Annotated in this window: 17 protein-coding genes; 11 read left to right on the top strand and 6 right to left on the bottom strand. The window is 68.0% G+C overall.

Annotated elements, in window-relative coordinates; genetic code table 11:
• Positions 1-93: 93 nt before the first annotated feature.
• The 4 genes from OMW55_RS09415 to OMW55_RS09400 all read left to right on the top strand — a co-directional run bounded on the left by OMW55_RS09415 (position 94) and on the right by OMW55_RS09400 (position 4123).
• On the top strand, positions 94-2031 hold the full coding sequence (locus OMW55_RS09415; RefSeq protein WP_264882660.1) for a PAS domain-containing sensor histidine kinase: 1938 nt from the start codon (positions 94-96) through the stop codon (positions 2029-2031).
• 289 nt (positions 2032-2320) lie between these two features.
• A complete protein-coding gene (locus OMW55_RS09410) occupies positions 2321-2494 on the top strand; it encodes a YdcH family protein (protein WP_264882659.1) in 174 nt (57 codons plus the stop codon).
• Positions 2495-2521: 27 nt separating this feature from the next.
• On the top strand, positions 2522-3532 hold the full coding sequence (locus OMW55_RS09405; protein WP_264882658.1) for a TerC family protein: 1011 nt from the start codon (positions 2522-2524) through the stop codon (positions 3530-3532).
• A gap of 99 nt (positions 3533-3631) precedes the next feature.
• Entirely contained in the window at positions 3632-4123 is a 492-nt protein-coding gene (locus tag OMW55_RS09400; RefSeq protein WP_264882656.1) for an SgcJ/EcaC family oxidoreductase, read from the top strand.
• A gap of 49 nt (positions 4124-4172) precedes the next feature.
• Here the strand turns inward: OMW55_RS09400 and OMW55_RS09395 are convergent, their stop codons facing one another.
• The 3 genes from OMW55_RS09395 to OMW55_RS09385 form a co-directional block, all read right to left on the bottom strand.
• Positions 4173-4682: a DUF3617 domain-containing protein gene (locus tag OMW55_RS09395; protein WP_264882655.1), complete on the bottom strand. Its 510-nt coding sequence runs from the start codon at positions 4680-4682 to the stop codon at positions 4173-4175.
• Between the two features lie 49 nt (positions 4683-4731).
• Positions 4732-5022, bottom strand: a complete 291-nt coding sequence (locus tag OMW55_RS09390; RefSeq protein WP_264882653.1) for an HNH endonuclease — start codon at positions 5020-5022, stop codon at positions 4732-4734.
• A 155-nt stretch (positions 5023-5177) separates the two neighbouring features.
• Positions 5178-6368 (bottom strand): acyltransferase family protein, encoded by a 1191-nt coding sequence (locus OMW55_RS09385; RefSeq protein ID WP_264882651.1) that lies wholly within the window; start codon positions 6366-6368, stop codon positions 5178-5180.
• An 82-nt stretch (positions 6369-6450) separates the two neighbouring features.
• Between OMW55_RS09385 and uvrB the strand changes: the two genes are divergently transcribed.
• Positions 6451-8652 (top strand): excinuclease ABC subunit UvrB, encoded by a 2202-nt coding sequence (uvrB, locus tag OMW55_RS09380; protein ID WP_264882649.1) that lies wholly within the window; start codon positions 6451-6453, stop codon positions 8650-8652.
• Positions 8653-8727: 75 nt separating this feature from the next.
• On the top strand, positions 8728-9399 hold the full coding sequence (locus OMW55_RS09375; RefSeq protein ID WP_264882648.1) for an alpha/beta hydrolase: 672 nt from the start codon (positions 8728-8730) through the stop codon (positions 9397-9399).
• Here OMW55_RS09375 and OMW55_RS09370 read toward each other — a convergent pair.
• Positions 9375-9587, bottom strand: a complete 213-nt coding sequence (locus OMW55_RS09370; RefSeq protein WP_264882646.1) for a hypothetical protein — start codon at positions 9585-9587, stop codon at positions 9375-9377. The genes OMW55_RS09375 and OMW55_RS09370 overlap by 25 nt on opposite strands.
• A 73-nt stretch (positions 9588-9660) precedes the next feature.
• Positions 9661-10662 (bottom strand): ligase-associated DNA damage response exonuclease, encoded by a 1002-nt coding sequence (locus OMW55_RS09365; RefSeq protein ID WP_264882645.1) that lies wholly within the window; start codon positions 10660-10662, stop codon positions 9661-9663.
• Positions 10663-10729: 67 nt separating this feature from the next.
• Here OMW55_RS09365 and OMW55_RS09360 point away from each other — a divergent pair, with 67 nt between their 5' ends.
• From OMW55_RS09360 to pdeM, 5 genes are read left to right on the top strand one after another with little or no spacing between them, the layout of a single operon-like run.
• A complete protein-coding gene (locus tag OMW55_RS09360) occupies positions 10730-10930 on the top strand; it encodes an LPXTG cell wall anchor domain-containing protein (protein ID WP_264882643.1) in 201 nt (66 codons plus the stop codon).
• A complete protein-coding gene (locus OMW55_RS09355; protein WP_264883975.1) occupies positions 10930-13347 on the top strand; it encodes a ligase-associated DNA damage response DEXH box helicase in 2418 nt (805 codons plus the stop codon). The genes OMW55_RS09360 and OMW55_RS09355 overlap by 1 nt, the downstream gene beginning before the upstream one ends.
• 41 nt (positions 13348-13388) lie before the next feature.
• Positions 13389-13670, top strand: coding sequence for a hypothetical protein (locus OMW55_RS09350; RefSeq protein WP_264882641.1), 282 nt, complete (start codon positions 13389-13391; stop codon positions 13668-13670).
• Between the two features lie 8 nt (positions 13671-13678).
• Entirely contained in the window at positions 13679-14134 is a 456-nt protein-coding gene (locus OMW55_RS09345; RefSeq protein ID WP_264882639.1) for a hypothetical protein, read from the top strand.
• Positions 14135-14162: 28 nt separating this feature from the next.
• Complete coding sequence (gene pdeM / locus OMW55_RS09340) at positions 14163-14825, top strand: ligase-associated DNA damage response endonuclease PdeM (RefSeq protein WP_264882638.1); 663 nt, start codon at positions 14163-14165, stop codon at positions 14823-14825.
• On the opposite strand, the gene OMW55_RS09335 is transcribed toward pdeM, so the two are convergent.
• Positions 14822-16540 carry a chorismate-binding protein gene (locus OMW55_RS09335; protein WP_264882637.1) on the bottom strand — a complete coding sequence of 573 codons (1719 nt, stop codon included), beginning with the start codon at positions 16538-16540 and terminating at the stop codon, positions 14822-14824. The two genes, pdeM and OMW55_RS09335, sit on opposite strands and share 4 nt — an antisense overlap.
• Between the last annotated feature and the right edge of the window lie 24 nt (positions 16541-16564).

Genomic DNA, 16564 nt, shown 5'->3' with positions numbered 1-16564 from the left:
CCACCTTGTATTCAGCCGTGCCTCCGGTAAGTCGTTCCGTCAACAGCATGATGACCTGCCCCGGGCTCGGAGGGGCCGCGGAGCAGAGTAAGCGTGGCAGAACCGGTCGGCGAGGCGCCGTACTTCCTTCAGGGCGACGGCGAGATGGGTGCGCGGATGCGGGCTCACGACTGGTCTGCGACCGTGCTCGGTCCGCCCGCCGGCTGGCCGGTGGAGTTGCAGGTCGCGCTCTCCATCTGCCTCCAATCCAGCGTGCCGATGGCCATCTACTGGGGGCCTCGGCTGAAGCTGCTCTACAACGACGCTTGGGCGCCGATCCCGGCCGAGCGCCACCCGTGGGCGCTGGGTAAGCCGGGTGCGGAGGTGTGGCCCGAAATCTGGGACGTGGTCGGGCCGCAGCTTCATCGGGTGATGGCCAGCGGCGTTGGGTTTTCCGCCCTTAACCAGCTGCTCATGATGGAGCGCCAGGGCCGTCAGCGCGAGACCTGGTGGAACTACAGCTTCACGCCGATCATGGGCGCGGACGGCAAGGTGCTGGGCATCCTCAACGAAGGCCTTGAGGTCACCGACCGGGTCCAGCTGGAACAGCGGCAGGATTTTCTTCTGCGGCTCAGCGACGCGCTGCGCGGCTTGGCCGATCCGCGCGCTATCATCCGCACCGCGCAGCGCATGCTGGGCGAACGGCTCGGCGCCAACCGGGTCGGCTATGGCGAGGTGGACGAGACCGAACGCTGGTTCACCACGGCCGAGACCTGGGTGAACGGGGTATCGCCGCGCGACGGCACGCATGACCTCGCCGCCTTCGGCAAGCCGGTGTGGGTGGGGCTGCGCAGCGGCGAGCCGCTGGTGGTGGAGGACACAGAGGCCGACCCGCGCATGGACGGTCCGGACGTGCGCGCCGCCTTTGCCGCGATCGACGTCCGCTCGGCGCTGACCACCTCCCTGGTCAAGGACGGGCGGATGGTCGGCGTGCTGTACGTCCATGCCAAGGAACCGCGGGCCTGGTCGCGCTCGGACTCCATGCTGCTGTCGGACGTGGCCGAGCGGATCTGGGCCGAAGTGGCGCGGGCCGGGGCGGAGGCGCTGGCCAGCGCAACGGAGGAACGCTTCCGCCGCATCTTCGAACAGACCAGCGACCTGATCGTCACATCCACGCTGGACCGCACCATCACCAGCGCCAACCCGGCGGCCGCAGCGGCGCTGGGGCTGGAGGTGTCCGATCTCATCGGCCGCAAAACCTCCGACTTCGTGCTGGCTGACTCCCAAAGCATCAGCGACAGCATGCTGCGGCGCAAGCTGCAGGAGGGCGGCACCACCCGGTACGAGGTGCTGGTGCGCGGCCGGTCGGGCGAGCCACTGAGCGTCGAGATCAACAGCGGACTGACCTATGACGGCGACGGCCAGCCGGTAGGCGTCCACCTCGTCGCCCGCGACAACACGGAGCGCAAGAAGTGGGAGAACCACCAGCGGCTGCTGGTCGGCGAACTCAACCACCGGGTGAAGAACACGCTGGCCATCGTGCAAAGCCTGACCCACCAGACCTTCCGCGCGGGCAGCCCTCCCGAGCAGTCGATCCGGGCATTCGAAGGGCGGCTGCAGGCGCTCGCGGCGGCGCACAACCTGCTGACGCGTGAGAACTGGGAAGCGGCATCGATCGGCGACGTGGTCGAAGGGGCGCTCCGGCCCTTCTGCTCCGATGCGCGCTGCACCATCAAGGGGCCGCCGGCGCGGGTACCGCCGCAGACCGCGGTCAGCCTCACGCTGACCATGCACGAACTGGCGACCAACGCGTCGAAATATGGCTCGTTGAGCGTGCCGGAGGGCACGATCGCCGTGCGCTGGGCGACCGAGGACGGCCGGCTGATGCTGGAGTGGACCGAGGCGGGCGGACCACTGGTGGCTCCGCCGACGCGCAGCGGCTTCGGCACGCGGTTGATCAACCGCGCGCTGGCGGCGGACCTCGGCGGAACAGTCAACCTTGACTATGCGCCGGATGGGGTGCGCTGCCGGATCGAGGCACCGCTGCCTTAAACCAACGGCCGCAGCGCGCACCGGAAGTCCTGCTCCTCCGCAGCCGGCCAGGGGGCGGCCCGACACGGGCATGTGGCCGTATGCGACCGTGGGCGCTTGAACCCGGAGCAATCCGGTCCTATTCAAAGGGGGCGGACCGGGCCCCTCTGGCGCGCCCAGCTTCTGAAGCGAAGCGCGTGATGTCGGACCGCATCGGACGAACCGATGTGCATGGCCCGGCGATTTGCGCGCCCCCACTCCCACCGGTTCTCCGATTGCCAGCATTTGCTTGGAAGAGGAGTTCTTACCCGTGCACCCCAGAATGTACCGCCTAATCGAGGCGCACAGCCGGATCGACCACGCCCTGCGCGAGGAGCAGCGTCGGCGCCGGCCCGACGACGTCCGGCTAACCCGGCTCAAGAAGCTGAAACTCAGGGTCAAGGACCTCATGCACCGGCTCGCGCGCAAGCACGCTCCCGCCTGACGCCCGCGTCACGAGAGGACCTGACCCATGGAGTTCCTGTTCGCCGACTGGCTCGGCACGCCCGCCTGGTTCTGGCTGGCTTTCATCGCGCTTGTGGTTGCGCTGACCGCCTTCGACCTCGGCATCCTTCACAAGGAAGATCGCGAAATGGGCATCGGCGAGAGCCTGAAGCTCAGCGCCTTCTACATCGGTATCGCGCTGGCGTTCGGCGCCTGGGTGTGGGCCGCGCGCGGCGCCGACCTGGGAATCAAATATTACACCGGCTTCTTTATCGAAAAGGCCCTGTCGATCGACAACGTGTTCGTGATCGGACTTATCTTCACCACCTTCGCTATCCCCCGCATGTACCAGTACCGCGCCCTGCTGTGGGGCATCATCGCCGTGATCCTGTTGCGCGGGCTGATGATCGGGTTCGGCGCGGCGGTGGTGCAGCAATGGCACTGGGTGCTGTACATCTTTGCCGCGTTCCTGGTGGTCACCGGCATCAAGATGTTGTTCGCCGGCGACAAGCCGATGGACATCCAGGGCAACCCGGCCGTGCGCTGGATCAGCCGGCACCTGCGGGTGACGCCCGATCTGCACGACCAGCATTTCTTCGTGAGGGTACCGGACGCGAAGAGCGCGCGGCTGGTGTGGGCAGCGACCCCGCTGTTCCTGGCGCTGGTGGTGGTGAACCTGGCCGACCTGGTGTTTGCGGTGGATTCGGTGCCGGCGATCTTCGCCATCACAACCGACACGTTCGTGGTCTATACGTCAAACATCATGGCGATCCTGGGCCTGCGCGCGCTCTACTTCGCGCTCTCGGCCATGGTGCACCGCTTCCACTACCTGAAGTATGCGTTGGCGCTGGTGCTGGTGTTCATCGGCGCGAAGATCTTCGTGTCCGACTTCCTGCTCGCCGGCGGTAAGTTCCCACCGGTGCTAAGCCTGGGCGTTACCTTCGGCCTGATCGCGGGCGGCGTGCTCTACTCGCTGTGGAAGACCCGCGGCGAGGAAGAGCCGGGCTGGCCGGTAGTGCCCGAACGGCCGTTGTCCTGACCGGGCGGCGCCTCTTCCTTCTACAATGGCTGGAGGGGGGAGGCGCCGGCCCGAGGAGCCGCGGCGCGTCCCGTCGTTCGTTCACGAAAGGGATCGCCGATGAGACATGCCGTTTTCGCCTTTGCCGCCCTGACCTCCGCCGCCAGCCCGGCGCTGGCAAGGTCGCCCGCTATCCAGTGTGCGCAGCCTTCGACGGCCGAGGTGGAGGGGCAGCTGGGCCGCTTCATAGCCGCGCTCGCCACCCGCAACCCGGATGCGGTCACGGCCTTGTTCGCAGCCGACGCGGTGCTGCTTCCAACCCTGTCCAACACGCCGCGCACCACGCCGGCGACCATCCGCGAGTATTTCGTCCACTTCCTCGCAAAGGCCCCGTCCGTGCACGTGGACACCACCATCGTACGCAGCGACTGCCACTCGGCCGAGCGCGTTGGCACCTGGACGTGGACGCTGACGGACCCCTCCACCCACGCCACCAGTCAGGTGCGCGGACGCTACTCCTTCATCTATCGCCTGGACGGCGGCCAGTGGCGCATCGATCACCTGCACAGCTCGCTGATGCCGGAAGCCGAGACCAAGACCGCCGCGCGGTAAATTGAGGTGTCGCCGCCTGCCGGAAACCTCCGGCCGGCGGCGACGCTCGTTAGGCAGCCTTCGGCGCTGCCGCAGTGCACTCGCCGACGCGCCGGCCTTTGACGTCGGCCTTGAGCTCGTAGTCGCCTGGGCCGTCGATGAAGCTGGTGGTGCTGGCGGTGCCCGTCAGGCCATCGGCGGTGAAGCTTCCGTTGACCTCCTCCATGATCCGGCCCGGCGCGCCTTTGCGGGTGCAGTCCAGTGTCAGGTTCATGCGGCCGTTGCGGATGTAGGGGTTCTGCACCGTGCAGACGTCGCCTTTGGCGGCGAACAGTTCGGGTGCGGGCGTGCCGTCGGCGCCGACGCAGCCGGAACCGGTGATCACGTCACCCTGCTTGGCCTTGACCAAAGGTGTCTTGCCGTCAGTCGAGCGGAAGCTGGTGACGGTCATCTGCACCTCATATTGGCCCGCCGCCAACTTGGCCGGAGCGGCCGCCGCCGTGTTCTGCGCCGGCTCGTCCGAGCCGCACGCCGCCAGCAGCAGGGCCGCCCCTGCACACACTACCACCCGCATGTTCATGTCCTCCCCTTGGTAAGCGGCAGCTTACCGCGCGGCGCGGCGGACGCAATCAGTCCCGGTGACGGCGGGTCGGCGCGTGAAAGTCGGGATGCTTGGATGCGATCCATGCGAGAAAGCGGCCGAAGTCCGGATGCGCGCCGAGCGCCGTCGTATCGTCGCCCAGCGCCGCCAGCTGCTTGTTGGTGAAGGTGGCGTGCACCGTGCGATGGCAGATCGGGTGCACCGGCCGCGTTTCGCGCCCGCCGCGGCTCTTGGGCACGGGGTGGTGGTACTCGACGCGTCGGCCGAGCGGGCGGCGGCACAGCCAACAGGATGGTGGATCGGCAGCAATCGGCGGCATGGCGTCAATGAACCAAGGTGTTCACCGGACAGCAGTTTGCAAGCCGTCAGCGGTGAATAGTCCGGTTTGATCTTTGCAGCGGTGCGGGCGTGGTGACGATCGAGTCCAAGCAGTCCGACAGCTAGCTGGTGGGGAACGAAGCCGACAGCAGCGACTTACGGCTGGTGGTGACCGTTGCCGGCGCTGGCCGGTACCTGATCTTCGCCAACAGCCGGTCGAAGAACGTCACGGGTGCCTTCACGCTGAGCCTGGGCCGGCCCTGACCCTGGACCGACGGCCCGCGCCGGATAAGGCAGGTACCGCCGAAAGCGCTGCAGCGGCTGTTCGAACAGCCACCAGGAAACGGCCGCGGTGGCGATCGTAGCCGGCGCGAGCAGCAGGAAGGCTGCCCAGGATGGCGCCGGCACCAGCCGCTGCAGCCAGTCCGGGGCCAGCTTGAAGAACAGCAGCCAGAGCGGCAGGTGCAGAAGGTAGATGCCCAGGCTGATCCGCCCCAGGAACGCCAGCGGCGGCCATTCAAGCCACGCGCCGGCGGAGCCCAGCCTGCCATCGAATACAGCCAGGGTAAGAAAGCCCAGCGGAGCCAGCCACAGCGTCGGCAGGAGCACGGTGGAGGCCGCCGCTCGACCGACGAAATGGAGCAGCAGGCAACCGCCGAACAGGGCCACGATCGTGGCCGCCGGCCGGTCCAACCGTGCGGCTGCGGCACCATGCACGATGGCGAGCAGCGATCCCGCGGCGAGCGCGTCGGCCGAGGCGAAGGGCGCCGTGTAGAACGCCACCTGATCGGACATCCCGAGCTGCCACAGGAGTAGACGGAACAGCACGGCCGCGCCAATCAGTGCGACAAGGAACCACTGGCGCGACCGTTGACCGAGCGGCAGCATGACGGCGGGCCACAGCAGGTAAAATTGCTCTTGGACGCACAGGGTCCAGACATGGGTCAGGTACCAGGGCAGGTCCCAGTTGTTCGTCCATGCCTGCACAATGTTCGTGAGGAAGGCCGCATGCACCACGAATTGCCGCAGCGGTAGCAGACCCGCGGCCAGCACGCCCAATAGAATGAGGTAGTAGAGCGGCCAGATCCGGAGCGCGCGCCGGCCGTAGAAGCTGCGAAGCAGGTGGCGGTTGCGTCCCGGCTCGGGGCCTTCGTAGCGCAGCAGCGTGCGGGTGATCAGAAAGCCACTCAGCAACAGGAAGAAGCGGGTGCTGACGTACCCTGGTTGGACTGCGGGCAGCTGGACGAAGTGGTCGAACAGGACCGCCAGGATCGCCAGGAAGCGCAGCGAGTCCAGGCCGTGTCGGCGCTCCTGGTCCGCCCTGCTGGTTGCGATCGGCGCTGGCACGCGCGGAGCCTAGGGGCGCGTCGCCCACCGCGCCAGCGCCGTTCGATTGCGGCCCGCCGTCGCCGCACCCATATTCATGTCCATGAACATCCAAATTCGCACTTCCCTTGCCGAGCCGGAAACGAGCGAGGAGTTCGTTCCCCATCGTCCGCAGCGGCCGGAGAAGGCGGAGGGCGGCAAGCAATTTCTGCTCAAGAGCGACTACCAGCCAGCCGGCGACCAGCCGACTGCGATCCGCGAGCTCGTGTCCGGCATCCGCGATGAGGGTGAGAAGAACCAGGTGCTGCTGGGGGTTACCGGCTCGGGCAAGACCTTCACCATGGCGCAGATCATCCAGGAAACGCAGCGCCCGGCGCTGATCCTGGCGCCCAACAAGATCCTCGCCGCGCAGCTCTACGGCGAGTTCAAGAGCTTCTTCCCCGACAATGCCGTCGAGTATTTCGTCAGCTACTACGATTACTACCAGCCGGAAGCCTATGTGCCGCGCACGGACACCTACATCGAGAAGGAAAGCTCGGTGAACGAGGCGATCGACCGGATGCGCCACTCGGCGACCCGGTCGCTGCTGGAGCGCGACGACGTGATCATCGTCGCCTCGGTCAGCTGCCTGTACGGCATCGGCTCGGTCGAGACCTATTCGGCGATGGTCTTCACCATGAAGAAGGGTGCGCAGGAGGACCAGCGGGAGATCATCCGCAAGCTGGTCGCGCTGCAGTACAAGCGCAACGACCAGGCCTTCGCCCGCGGCAATTTCCGGGTGCGCGGCGACAGCCTGGAGATCTTCCCGTCGCACTATGAGGACACCGCCTGGCGAGTTAGCTTCTTCGGCGACGAGATCGAGGACATCGTCGAGTTCGATCCGCTGACCGGCAAGAAGATCGCCAGCCTGGCGAGCGTCAAGGTGTACGCCAATTCGCACTATGTCACGCCCGGGCCGACGCTGAAGCAGGCGATGGGCGCGATCCGGCACGAGCTGGAAGAGCGGCTGAAGGAGCTGAACGCGGAAAATCGCTTTCTGGAAGCGCAGCGGCTGGAGCAGCGGACCAACTTCGACCTGGAGATGATCGCCGCCACCGGGAGCTGCGCGGGCATCGAGAACTATTCCCGCTTCCTGACCGGCCGCCTGCCCGGAGACCCGCCGCCGACCCTCTTTGAGTACCTGCCCGACAACGCGCTGCTGTTCGTGGACGAGAGCCACCAGACGGTGCCGCAGATCGGCGCCATGGCGCGCGGCGACCACCGGCGGAAGATCACGCTCGCGGAGCACGGGTTCCGCCTGCCGAGCTGCATCGACAACCGTCCGCTGCGGTTCAACGAATGGGACGCGATGCGCCCGCAGACCACGTTCGTATCGGCCACGCCGGGCCCGTGGGAGCTGAACGAGACCGGCGGCGTGTTCAGCGAGCAGGTAATCCGCCCGACCGGGCTGATCGACCCGCCCGTCGAGATCAAGCCGATCGAGGACCAGGTCGACGACCTGATCAACGAGGCCAAGATCACGGCCCGAAAAGGCTATCGCACGCTGGTCACCACCCTGACCAAGCGGATGGCCGAGGACCTGACCGAATATCTGCATGAGGCCGGTCTCAAGGTCCGCTACATGCACTCGGACGTCGAGACGCTGGAGCGCATCGAGCTGATCCGCGATCTCCGGCTCGGCGTCTACGATGTGCTGGTCGGCATCAACCTGCTGCGCGAAGGCCTCGACATCCCCGAATGTGGACTGGTCGCGATCTTGGACGCAGACAAGGAAGGCTTCCTGCGCTCCGAAACGTCGCTGATCCAGACCATCGGGCGCGCCGCGCGCAACGTCGAAGGCCGGGTGATCCTCTACGCCGACAGCGTTACCGGATCGATGGAGCGGGCGCTGGCGGAAACCGGGCGGCGGCGCGAGCGGCAGATGGCGTATAACGCCGAGCACGGGATCACGCCGGAAAGCGTCAAGCGCAACATCAGCGACATCATCGCCCACGTGACCACCCGCGATGGCGTGGTGGTGGACACCGGCGATGACGAGCGGCCGCACCTGGTCGGTCACAACCTCCGGGCGTACATCTCGGATCTAGAGAGCCGAATGCGCAAGGCGGCGGCCGATCTGGAGTTCGAGGAGGCCGGCCGGCTGCGCGACGAGATCCGCCGCCTGGAGGAGGACGATCTCGGCATCCCCCATCCGCAAAGCGCCGCCCCCCGCGTGGGTCACTCAACGGAGGGCAAGCCGGGTACCCGCAAGACCCGCTTCGGCAAGCAGCAGCAGGTCCGCGCCGGCAAGCGGGCGCGGCGGTAGGCCGCCCGGTGGGCACAGCCTGACGGAAACGCGCAAGCGGGCCGAACCCTCGCGGCTCTCACCCGTTGGAGGGTGATGAGTAGTATTACATTGATGGGCGTCGAGGAACTTGCGTCGGGCGAGGCCGACGACCTGTTCCTGCAGACGGACAAGGGCCCGATCCGCGCCCGCTGGTACGAGGCCGGCGACGGTGACGCCGCAGTCATCTGGGTGTTTGGCTCCGGCGGCGGGCTCGGCGGCCCGGCCGGCGGCCTCTATCCGCGCCTGGCCAACCAGTTGCTCGAGCGCGACATCGCCAGCCTGGAAATGGCCTATCGCAAGCCCGGCGACCTGATCGAATGCATGCTGGACGTGCTGGTTGGTGTCGCCTGGCTAGCTGGCCAGGAGCGCACCCGCGTGGTGCTGGTCGGGCACAGCTTCGGCGGCGCGGTGGTGCTAAATGCGGCCAAGATCGCGGCCGAGCAGGTGATCGGTGTCGCCGCCCTGAGCAGCCAGTCGGCTGGTGTCGAGGACCTGAACGGCCTCGCCCCGCGACCCGTGCTGTTCGTCCACGGCGAGGAGGACGAGGTGCTGCCCGACCGCTGCTCGCGCCAGCTCTATGCCATCGCTGACCAGCCCAAGCAGCTGATCTTGTACCCCGAATGCCTCCATGGCCTCGACCAGTGCCGGGAGTCGCTCGACGGCGACCTCCTGCGCTGGATCGAGACCACGGTGGCGGGCTCTCAGGCGTTGGTGCGCCCGAGCTGATCCTCGTTGACCGCGCCGGTCCGTGGGTCCGCGTCGTTTTCCACATCGCCCTCGCTGGTGTTGTCACCTTCCAGGGTCGTCGGGTCCTCGCCGGTGGCGAAGGAGCCGCCGGACTGGCCGATGCTGGGGTTGCGCTCGAGATCGTCGGTGAACGGGCTTTCGCCCTTGTCGTGCTTGCTGCCGCTCATGGTTGCTCTCCTTGGGGATAGGTAGAACGAAGCGGCAGCGCGAGCGGCGGCACGGACTGGCGCGGCTGGGGCGCTACTCGTCCTCGTCGTCCTCGTATCCGACGAGGTTCAGCTCCCGCGCCTTGATCTGCTGGAGCATGCACCAGTGCATCAGCGCATCCTCGCGGCCGTGCGTGATCCACACCTCTTTGGGCTTGATCTCCAGGATGGTGGCGGTGAGCTCGTCCCAGTCGGCGTGGTCGGAGACGATCAGCGGCAGTTCGACATTCTTCTGCCGCGCGCGCTGGCGGATGCGCATCCAGCCGGACGCCATGGCGGTGATTGGATCCGGCAGGCGCCGCGACCAGCGGTCGTTGAGCGCGCCGGGCGGGCACATGACGATATGCCCCTCCATCTCCGCCTTCTTGGCGCCGGTCGCCGGGCGCAGCTCGCCCAGGTCCACGCCCCAATCCTGATAGAGCGTGTTGAGCCGCTCCAGCGCACCATGGACGTAGATCGGCTGGTGGTGCCCGCGCCGCCGGGCCTCGGTGATCACCCGCTGCGCCTTGCCCAGCGCGTAGGCGCCGACCAGCACGCAGCGGTCCGGATTGTCAGCTAGTCGCGCGAGCAGCCGGTCGATCTCGCCGCCGACATCAGGATGGTGGAACACCGGCAGCCCGAACGTCGCCTCAGTGACGAAGATGTCGCACTTCACCGGCAGGAACGGCTCGCAGGTCGGGTCCTCGCGGCGCTTGTAGTCGCCGGACACCACCACCCGCTCGCCGGCGTAGTCGAGGATGATCTGCGCCGAGCCGAGCACATGGCCGGCGGGCACAAAGCTGACCTCCACCTCGCCGACCGTGACGCTCTGGCCATAGTCGACCGGGCAGCCGTTCTGGTCGCCGTAGCGCACGCCCATGATGCTGAGCGTTTCCGGCGTGGCCCACACCTGGGCGTGGCCGCCGCGGGCGTGGTCGGCATGGCCGTGGGTGACCAGCGCGCGTGCCTTTGGCTGCGACGGATCGACCCACGCGTCGGCGGGAGGCACGTAGATGCCTTCGGGATGAGGCTCGATCCAGGAACCCAGGCGGGGCATGCGGGCTTATACGGAAGGGAATGGCGGACGGTTCCGCCCCGTAACGTCCTCGCGAGGAGCTTCCGCCATGTCCGACGGCAACGACATCAACTACTGGAACCTGATCTTCATCGGCGCCATGATCCTCGGCGCGCTGCTGCTCTACTTCAGCCTGAAGAAGAAACCGCGCGAGCAGGAGATGAACGATCCGACCAGCAACGCCGGCGCGCGCAAGGTCTATGAGGAAGAGCAGCGGATCCACGAGCGGGATCCCGGCAGCGGCCTCTGATCGGCGCTGACCTTCCCGCCGTCGTCGCGGACTGGTTCGCGGCCAAGGGTTGGGCACCGCGGCGGCACCAGCTCGACATGCTCACACGGGCGCGGGCCGGGCGGCACGCGCTGCTGGTGGCCGCGACCGGCGCAGGCAAGACGCTGGCCGGCTTCCTGCCGAGCCTGTGCGATCTCGCCGAGGAGCCCGGCTTCGACGGGCTGCACACGCTGTACATCTCGCCGCTCAAGGCCTTGGGCGTCGACGTCCAGCGCAATCTGCTTGGGCCGATCGGCGAGATGGGACTGCCGATCCGAGTCGAGACTCGCAGCGGCGACACCCCGTCCGACCGCAAGGCGCGGCAGCGGGCGCGGCCGCCGCACATCCTGCTCACGACGCCCGAGAGCCTGAGCCTGCTGCTGAGTTATCCCGACAGTTTCCTGCTGTTCGCCAACCTGCAGACCGTGGTCATTGACGAGATCCACGCCTTCGCCCGCGACAAGCGCGGCGACCTGCTGGCGCTGAGCTTGGCCCGGCTGCAGCGCATCGCGCCGACCATGCGGCGGGTCGGCCTGTCGGCGACGGTCAGCGACCCCGACGCTTATCGCGGCTGGCTCGCGCCGGACGCCAACGAGGAATTGGTTGACCTGGTCATCGGCGATCCGGGCGCGGAGCCGGACCTGTCGATCCTGGTGCCGGACGGGCGAGTGCCTTGGTCGGGCCACTCGGGCCGCTATGCCGCCAAGCAGGTGATGGAGCTGATCGAGCGGCACAAGACGACCCTGGTGTTCTGCAATACCCGCAGCCTAGCCGAGCTGATTTTCCAGGACCTGTGGAAGACTAACGACCAGTCGCTGCCGATCGGGGTCCATCACGGCAGCCTCGCGCTCGAGGCGCGGCGCAAGGTGGAGGCGGCGATGGCCGACGGGCGGCTGCGGGCGCTGGTCTGCACCTCGTCGCTGGACCTCGGCATCGACTGGGGCGACGTTGAGTTGGTCATCCAGATGGGCGCGCCAAAGGGATCGAGCCGGCTGCTGCAGCGGATCGGCCGCGCCAACCACCGGCTGGACGAGCCCAGCCAGGGCACGATCGTCCCGGGCAACCGCTTCGAATATCTGGAGGCGCGGGCTGCGCTGGACGCGATCGATGCGCGGGAGCTGGATCCCGAGGTCTTCCGCCCCGGCACGCTGGATACGCTCGCCCAGCACATCTTGGCTTGCGCGTGCGCCGCACCGTTCAAGCAGGGCGAGCTACTGGCCGAGATCCGCTCCGCCGCGCCCTACGCCGGGCTGCAGGACGACGTATACGACCGCGTGCTCCAGTATATCGCCACCGGCGGCTATGCGCTGAAGGCCTATGACAAGTTCCGCCGGCTGGTGGAGGACTCGCCCGGCCACTGGCGCATCACTAAGCCGGATGTCGCCCGCCAGCACCGGATGAATGCGGGCATCATCGTCGACAATCCGATGCTGGACGTGCGCTTCAAGAATGGCCGCATGCTCGGCCGGGTCGAGGAGGGCTATGCCAGCACGCTGACGGTCGGCGACCACATCTTCTTCGCCGGCCTGAGCTTGGAGGTGGAGCGCTTCAAGGACAGCGACATCATCGTTCGTGCGTCGGCAAAGGAGGCGCGGCTGGTCACGTACGGTGGGCAGCGGATGAGTATGACCACGCACTTGGCGGACCGCGTCCGGGCCTTCCTGGCGACCCCGGCCGAGTGGCACCGCTTTCCCGACGACGTCCGCGAGTGGCTGGAGATGCAGCAGCGCCGCTCGCGCCTGCCCGAGCCCGACGAGCTGCTGGTCGAGACCTTTCCGTTCGAAAAACGCCACTACATGGTGATGTACAGCTTCGAAGGGTGGAACGCGCACCAGTCGCTCGGCATGCTGATCACCAAGCGGATGGAGAAGGCGGGGCTGAAGCCATTGGGCTTCGTCGCCAACGACTACGCCATCGCCGTCTACGGGCTGGAGCCAATCGACGACCCTGCTCCTTTGCTGTCGCCCGACATCCTAGAGGGCGAGTTCGTCGAGTGGGTCGAGCAGTCGATGCTGCTGAAGCGGGCGTTCCGCGAGGTTGCGGTGATTGGCGGGCTGGTCGATCGGCAGCATCCGGGCCAGCGCAAGACCGGCAAGCAGGTCAGCTTTTCGACCGACCTCATCTACGACGTGCTCAGGAAGTATGAGCCCGACCACCTGCTGATGAAGGCGGCGTGGGAGGATGCCCGGGCGCGCATGACGGAGCTTGGGCGGCTGGCGCGGCTGGTCGAACGGGCGGCGGGCGAGATGGTGCATGTGCCGGCCACGCGGGTGACGCCGATGGCGGTGCCGCTGATGGTGATCGTCGGCCGCGAGGCGCTGCCGGCTGGCGGCGAGGCCGACGAGGCGCTGCTGATCGAGGCGGAAGCGCTGGCTGCCGAAGCGATGCGCGAGGACTGATGTTCAGCGGAGCGAAAGGTGCCGCAGTCGAGCAGAAGCCCATGCGCTTCCTGCCAGTTCTCCTCCTCGCCCCCGCCCTCACCGGCTGCGTCGTCGGCACCATCGCGAGCACCGCCGTGGATGTGGTCACCCTGCCGGTGAAGGCGGTGTCCGCCGGGGTCGACGCGGTCACCACCAGCCAGTCCGAGGCTGACGAGAAGCGCGGGCGCGAGCTGCGCAAGGAAGAGGAGCGGCGCGGGCGTGAAGCCCGGGCGGCGGCCGAACGCTGCCGCAAGGGGCGCCCGCTGCCGACGGACGATTGCACGGCGGCATACCCGCGTTAAGCGGGGCCATGCGCTACTTCCTCGACTGCGAGTATGACGGGTTCGGCGGCGAGCTGATCAGCTTGGCGCTGGTGCCGGAGGACGGCGGCGAGGAACTGTACCTCGTGCTGGAACACCAGCGCCCGTTCACGGACTGGGTCGAGCGCCACGTGGCGCCGTACCTGTGGACCGTGCCTGAGGCGCACAAGCACGAGCCGATGGGCCGGACGGCGGCGGCCAACTTGCTTTCGAGCTGGCTGGCTGGGCTGCGCGAGGTCGAGGTCTGGGCCGACTGGCCGGACGACATCGCGCTGTTCTGCCGACTGCTGACCCCTGCGCCTGCCGAAATCGTGCCGGTGCCCGCCTTGAGCTTCCGCCTGATCCGCCTGCCCGGCTTTTCGACCGCGCGGAACAGCGCGGTGCCGCACAATGCGTTGCACGATGCGCGCAGTCTGCGGGAACATTGCGTCAGCCACTTGGAATAGCTCGCGTTTCGCGCCAAGGGCCAGGCCAATGGTTCCGCTTTCGTTCGCCGGTCTCGACTTCCTTGCCGAGCCCCAGGGCGCCCTGTGGTGGGCAGCCGAACGCGCGCTGCTGGTCGCCGACCTGCACCTTGAGAAAGCAAGCTGGTTCGCCAAGCGCGGCCAGTTCCTGCCGCCCTACGATAGTCAGGCGACGCTGACGGCGTTGACCGAGCTGGTCGAGCGCACGGGCGCGGAGCGGCTCTACTGCCTGGGCGACAGTTTCCACGACAAGTTCGGCTGCGACCGCCTGCCCGAAGCAGCCCGAGCGCTGCTGCTGGCGCTGACCGCGCGGCTCGACTGGGTGTGGATCCTCGGCAACCACGACCCGGGCTTCGCCGACCATTGCGGCGGTCGGCTGGTCGAGGAAGCGGAGGTGCACGGCCTGGTCTTGCGGCACGAAGCGCAGCCCGATGACCTGCGCCCCGAGCTGTCCGGCCACTGGCACCCCAAGCTGCGGCTGCAGGTGCGCGGCAAGAATGTTGCCCGGCGCTGTTTCGTGGCGAGCCCGACCAAGCTGATCCTGCCGGCGTTCGGCGCGCTGACGGGCGGGCTGGACGCGCACCACCCGCAGATCATGAAAATGGTCGGCGATCGCGCCGCCGCGCTGGTGCCCGTCGCCGACCGCCTGCTGCGCTTTCCGCTGGCAGCCTAGGCGAGCCGCGCCGGCAGCAGTCCGCGCACCATGTTGCCGACGTAGAATCCATCGCCGAGGTCTTCCGGCCGGAGGTCCATCTCCTCCGCCCGGCCCTCGTCGATCAACTTCGCGCGCAGCACGCCCGGCAGCAGCCCGCGGCCGAGCGGCGGAGTAAGCAACTTGTCGCCGCGCTCGACGAAGATGTTGCTGAACGTGCCTTCGGTCAGGCAGCCGTCGCCATCCACGAACAGCGTCTCGAACGCGCCGCCTTCGGCCCGCGCACGGTCGTAGAAGCCTCGGTCGGTGGTCTTGAACCGCAGCCGGAAATCGCTCGGCGCTACCGGTAACGAGCAAAGGCTGACCCGCACTGGCAGATCAGCGGCGGGCTCGAGGCGCCGCACCTCGACCGCCATGACGCCGGTCGGCGCCAAGAGCAGCCGGACGATCCCGGCGGTGGTCCGCCGAAAGGTCGCGGCCTGCAGCTCGTTGCGGGCAGCGTGCCGGTCGAACTGGAAGCTCAGTGCGCCTGCAGCCTCGCCCAGCCGGCGGAGGTGCCGGTCAAGCTCGACGATGCCCTCGTGCGGGTCGAACCGCATGGTCTCGATGAGGTCGATCCCGGGCTGGGCGGCGATCACGAAAGCTCCCTTGGCGAGGCACTCGGCCCACTCATCGCCTGCCCGCGAGTCGACCACAAGCCCCGAGCCGAGCCCGAGCCGCGCGATCGTGCGATCGTCCTCGATGGCCAGCGTCCGGATGAGCACGTTGAACGCCGCGTCGCCGCCGGGTTCGATCCAACCCATGGCGCCGGTGTAGGCGCCGCGCGGCTCCGGCTCGAGCTCGCGCAGGGCCAGCATGGCCGCGATCTTGGGCGCACCAGTGACGGAGCCGCAGGGGAAGATGGTGCGCAGCACGTCCACCGCATCGAGGCCGGGCCGAAGTCGTGCGGTCACCCGGCTGACCATCTGGCGCAGCGTCGGATAGGTCTCGACCGCGAACAGCTCCGGCACTGCGACGCTGCCCGGCTCCGCGACCCGCGCCAGGTCGTTGCGCAGCAGGTCGACGATCATCAAGTTCTCGGCCCGGCTCTTCTCGTCCTCGCTCAGTGCTTCCGGCGGGGCGGACAGCGGCGCCGTGCCCTTCATCGGGCGGGCTTCGATCAGCCCCGAGCGCAGGGTGAAGAACTGCTCGGGGCTGAGCGACAACAGCCAGCCGCCACCATGCCGCACGACTCCCCCCCATCCGGCGCGGCTGGCCGAGCGCAGCCGGGCGTAGAGAGCGAAGGGGTCGCCGGCGACCGCGACGTCGCAACCGAAGGTGAGATTAGCCTGGTAGAAGTCGCCGGCGAACAGATGCTCGCGCACCCGCGCCGCCGCGGCGAGATAATCGCCGGGCGCAAGGCGGGGCGTGGGCGGAGCCGCGAACGCGCCGTCCGGGTCGGGCAACCAAGCCAATCCCGAGCCCTGCTCGAACCCATCGAAGAGCCCGAACCACAGCAGCGGCCCGTCACCCTGGCGCGCTGCCGCCGCCAGCGTTGGGTCAAGCGCATATCCAGCCTCGTACGCCAGGAACCCCGCCGCATGCGCTCCGCCGCGCACTGCCGCCTGCAACTCGGCGAGGCAGGGCTGCACCTCGTCCATCTGCCGGGCGGCAATGATCCGCCGCGGCCCCTGGTACAGGCGCGCCAGGGTGCCACCGGGCCGGGCATCGTCGAACAGCAGGAAGGGCTCGGTCACGCGGCGGCGTTTGACCGCTCGTTT

The sequence above is a fragment of the Sphingomonas arvum genome, assembly GCF_026013565.1.
In the GTDB taxonomy this organism is placed as follows: domain Bacteria; phylum Pseudomonadota; class Alphaproteobacteria; order Sphingomonadales; family Sphingomonadaceae; genus Sphingomicrobium; species Sphingomicrobium arvum.
This window is presented reverse-complemented; position numbering and strand designations above follow the sequence as displayed.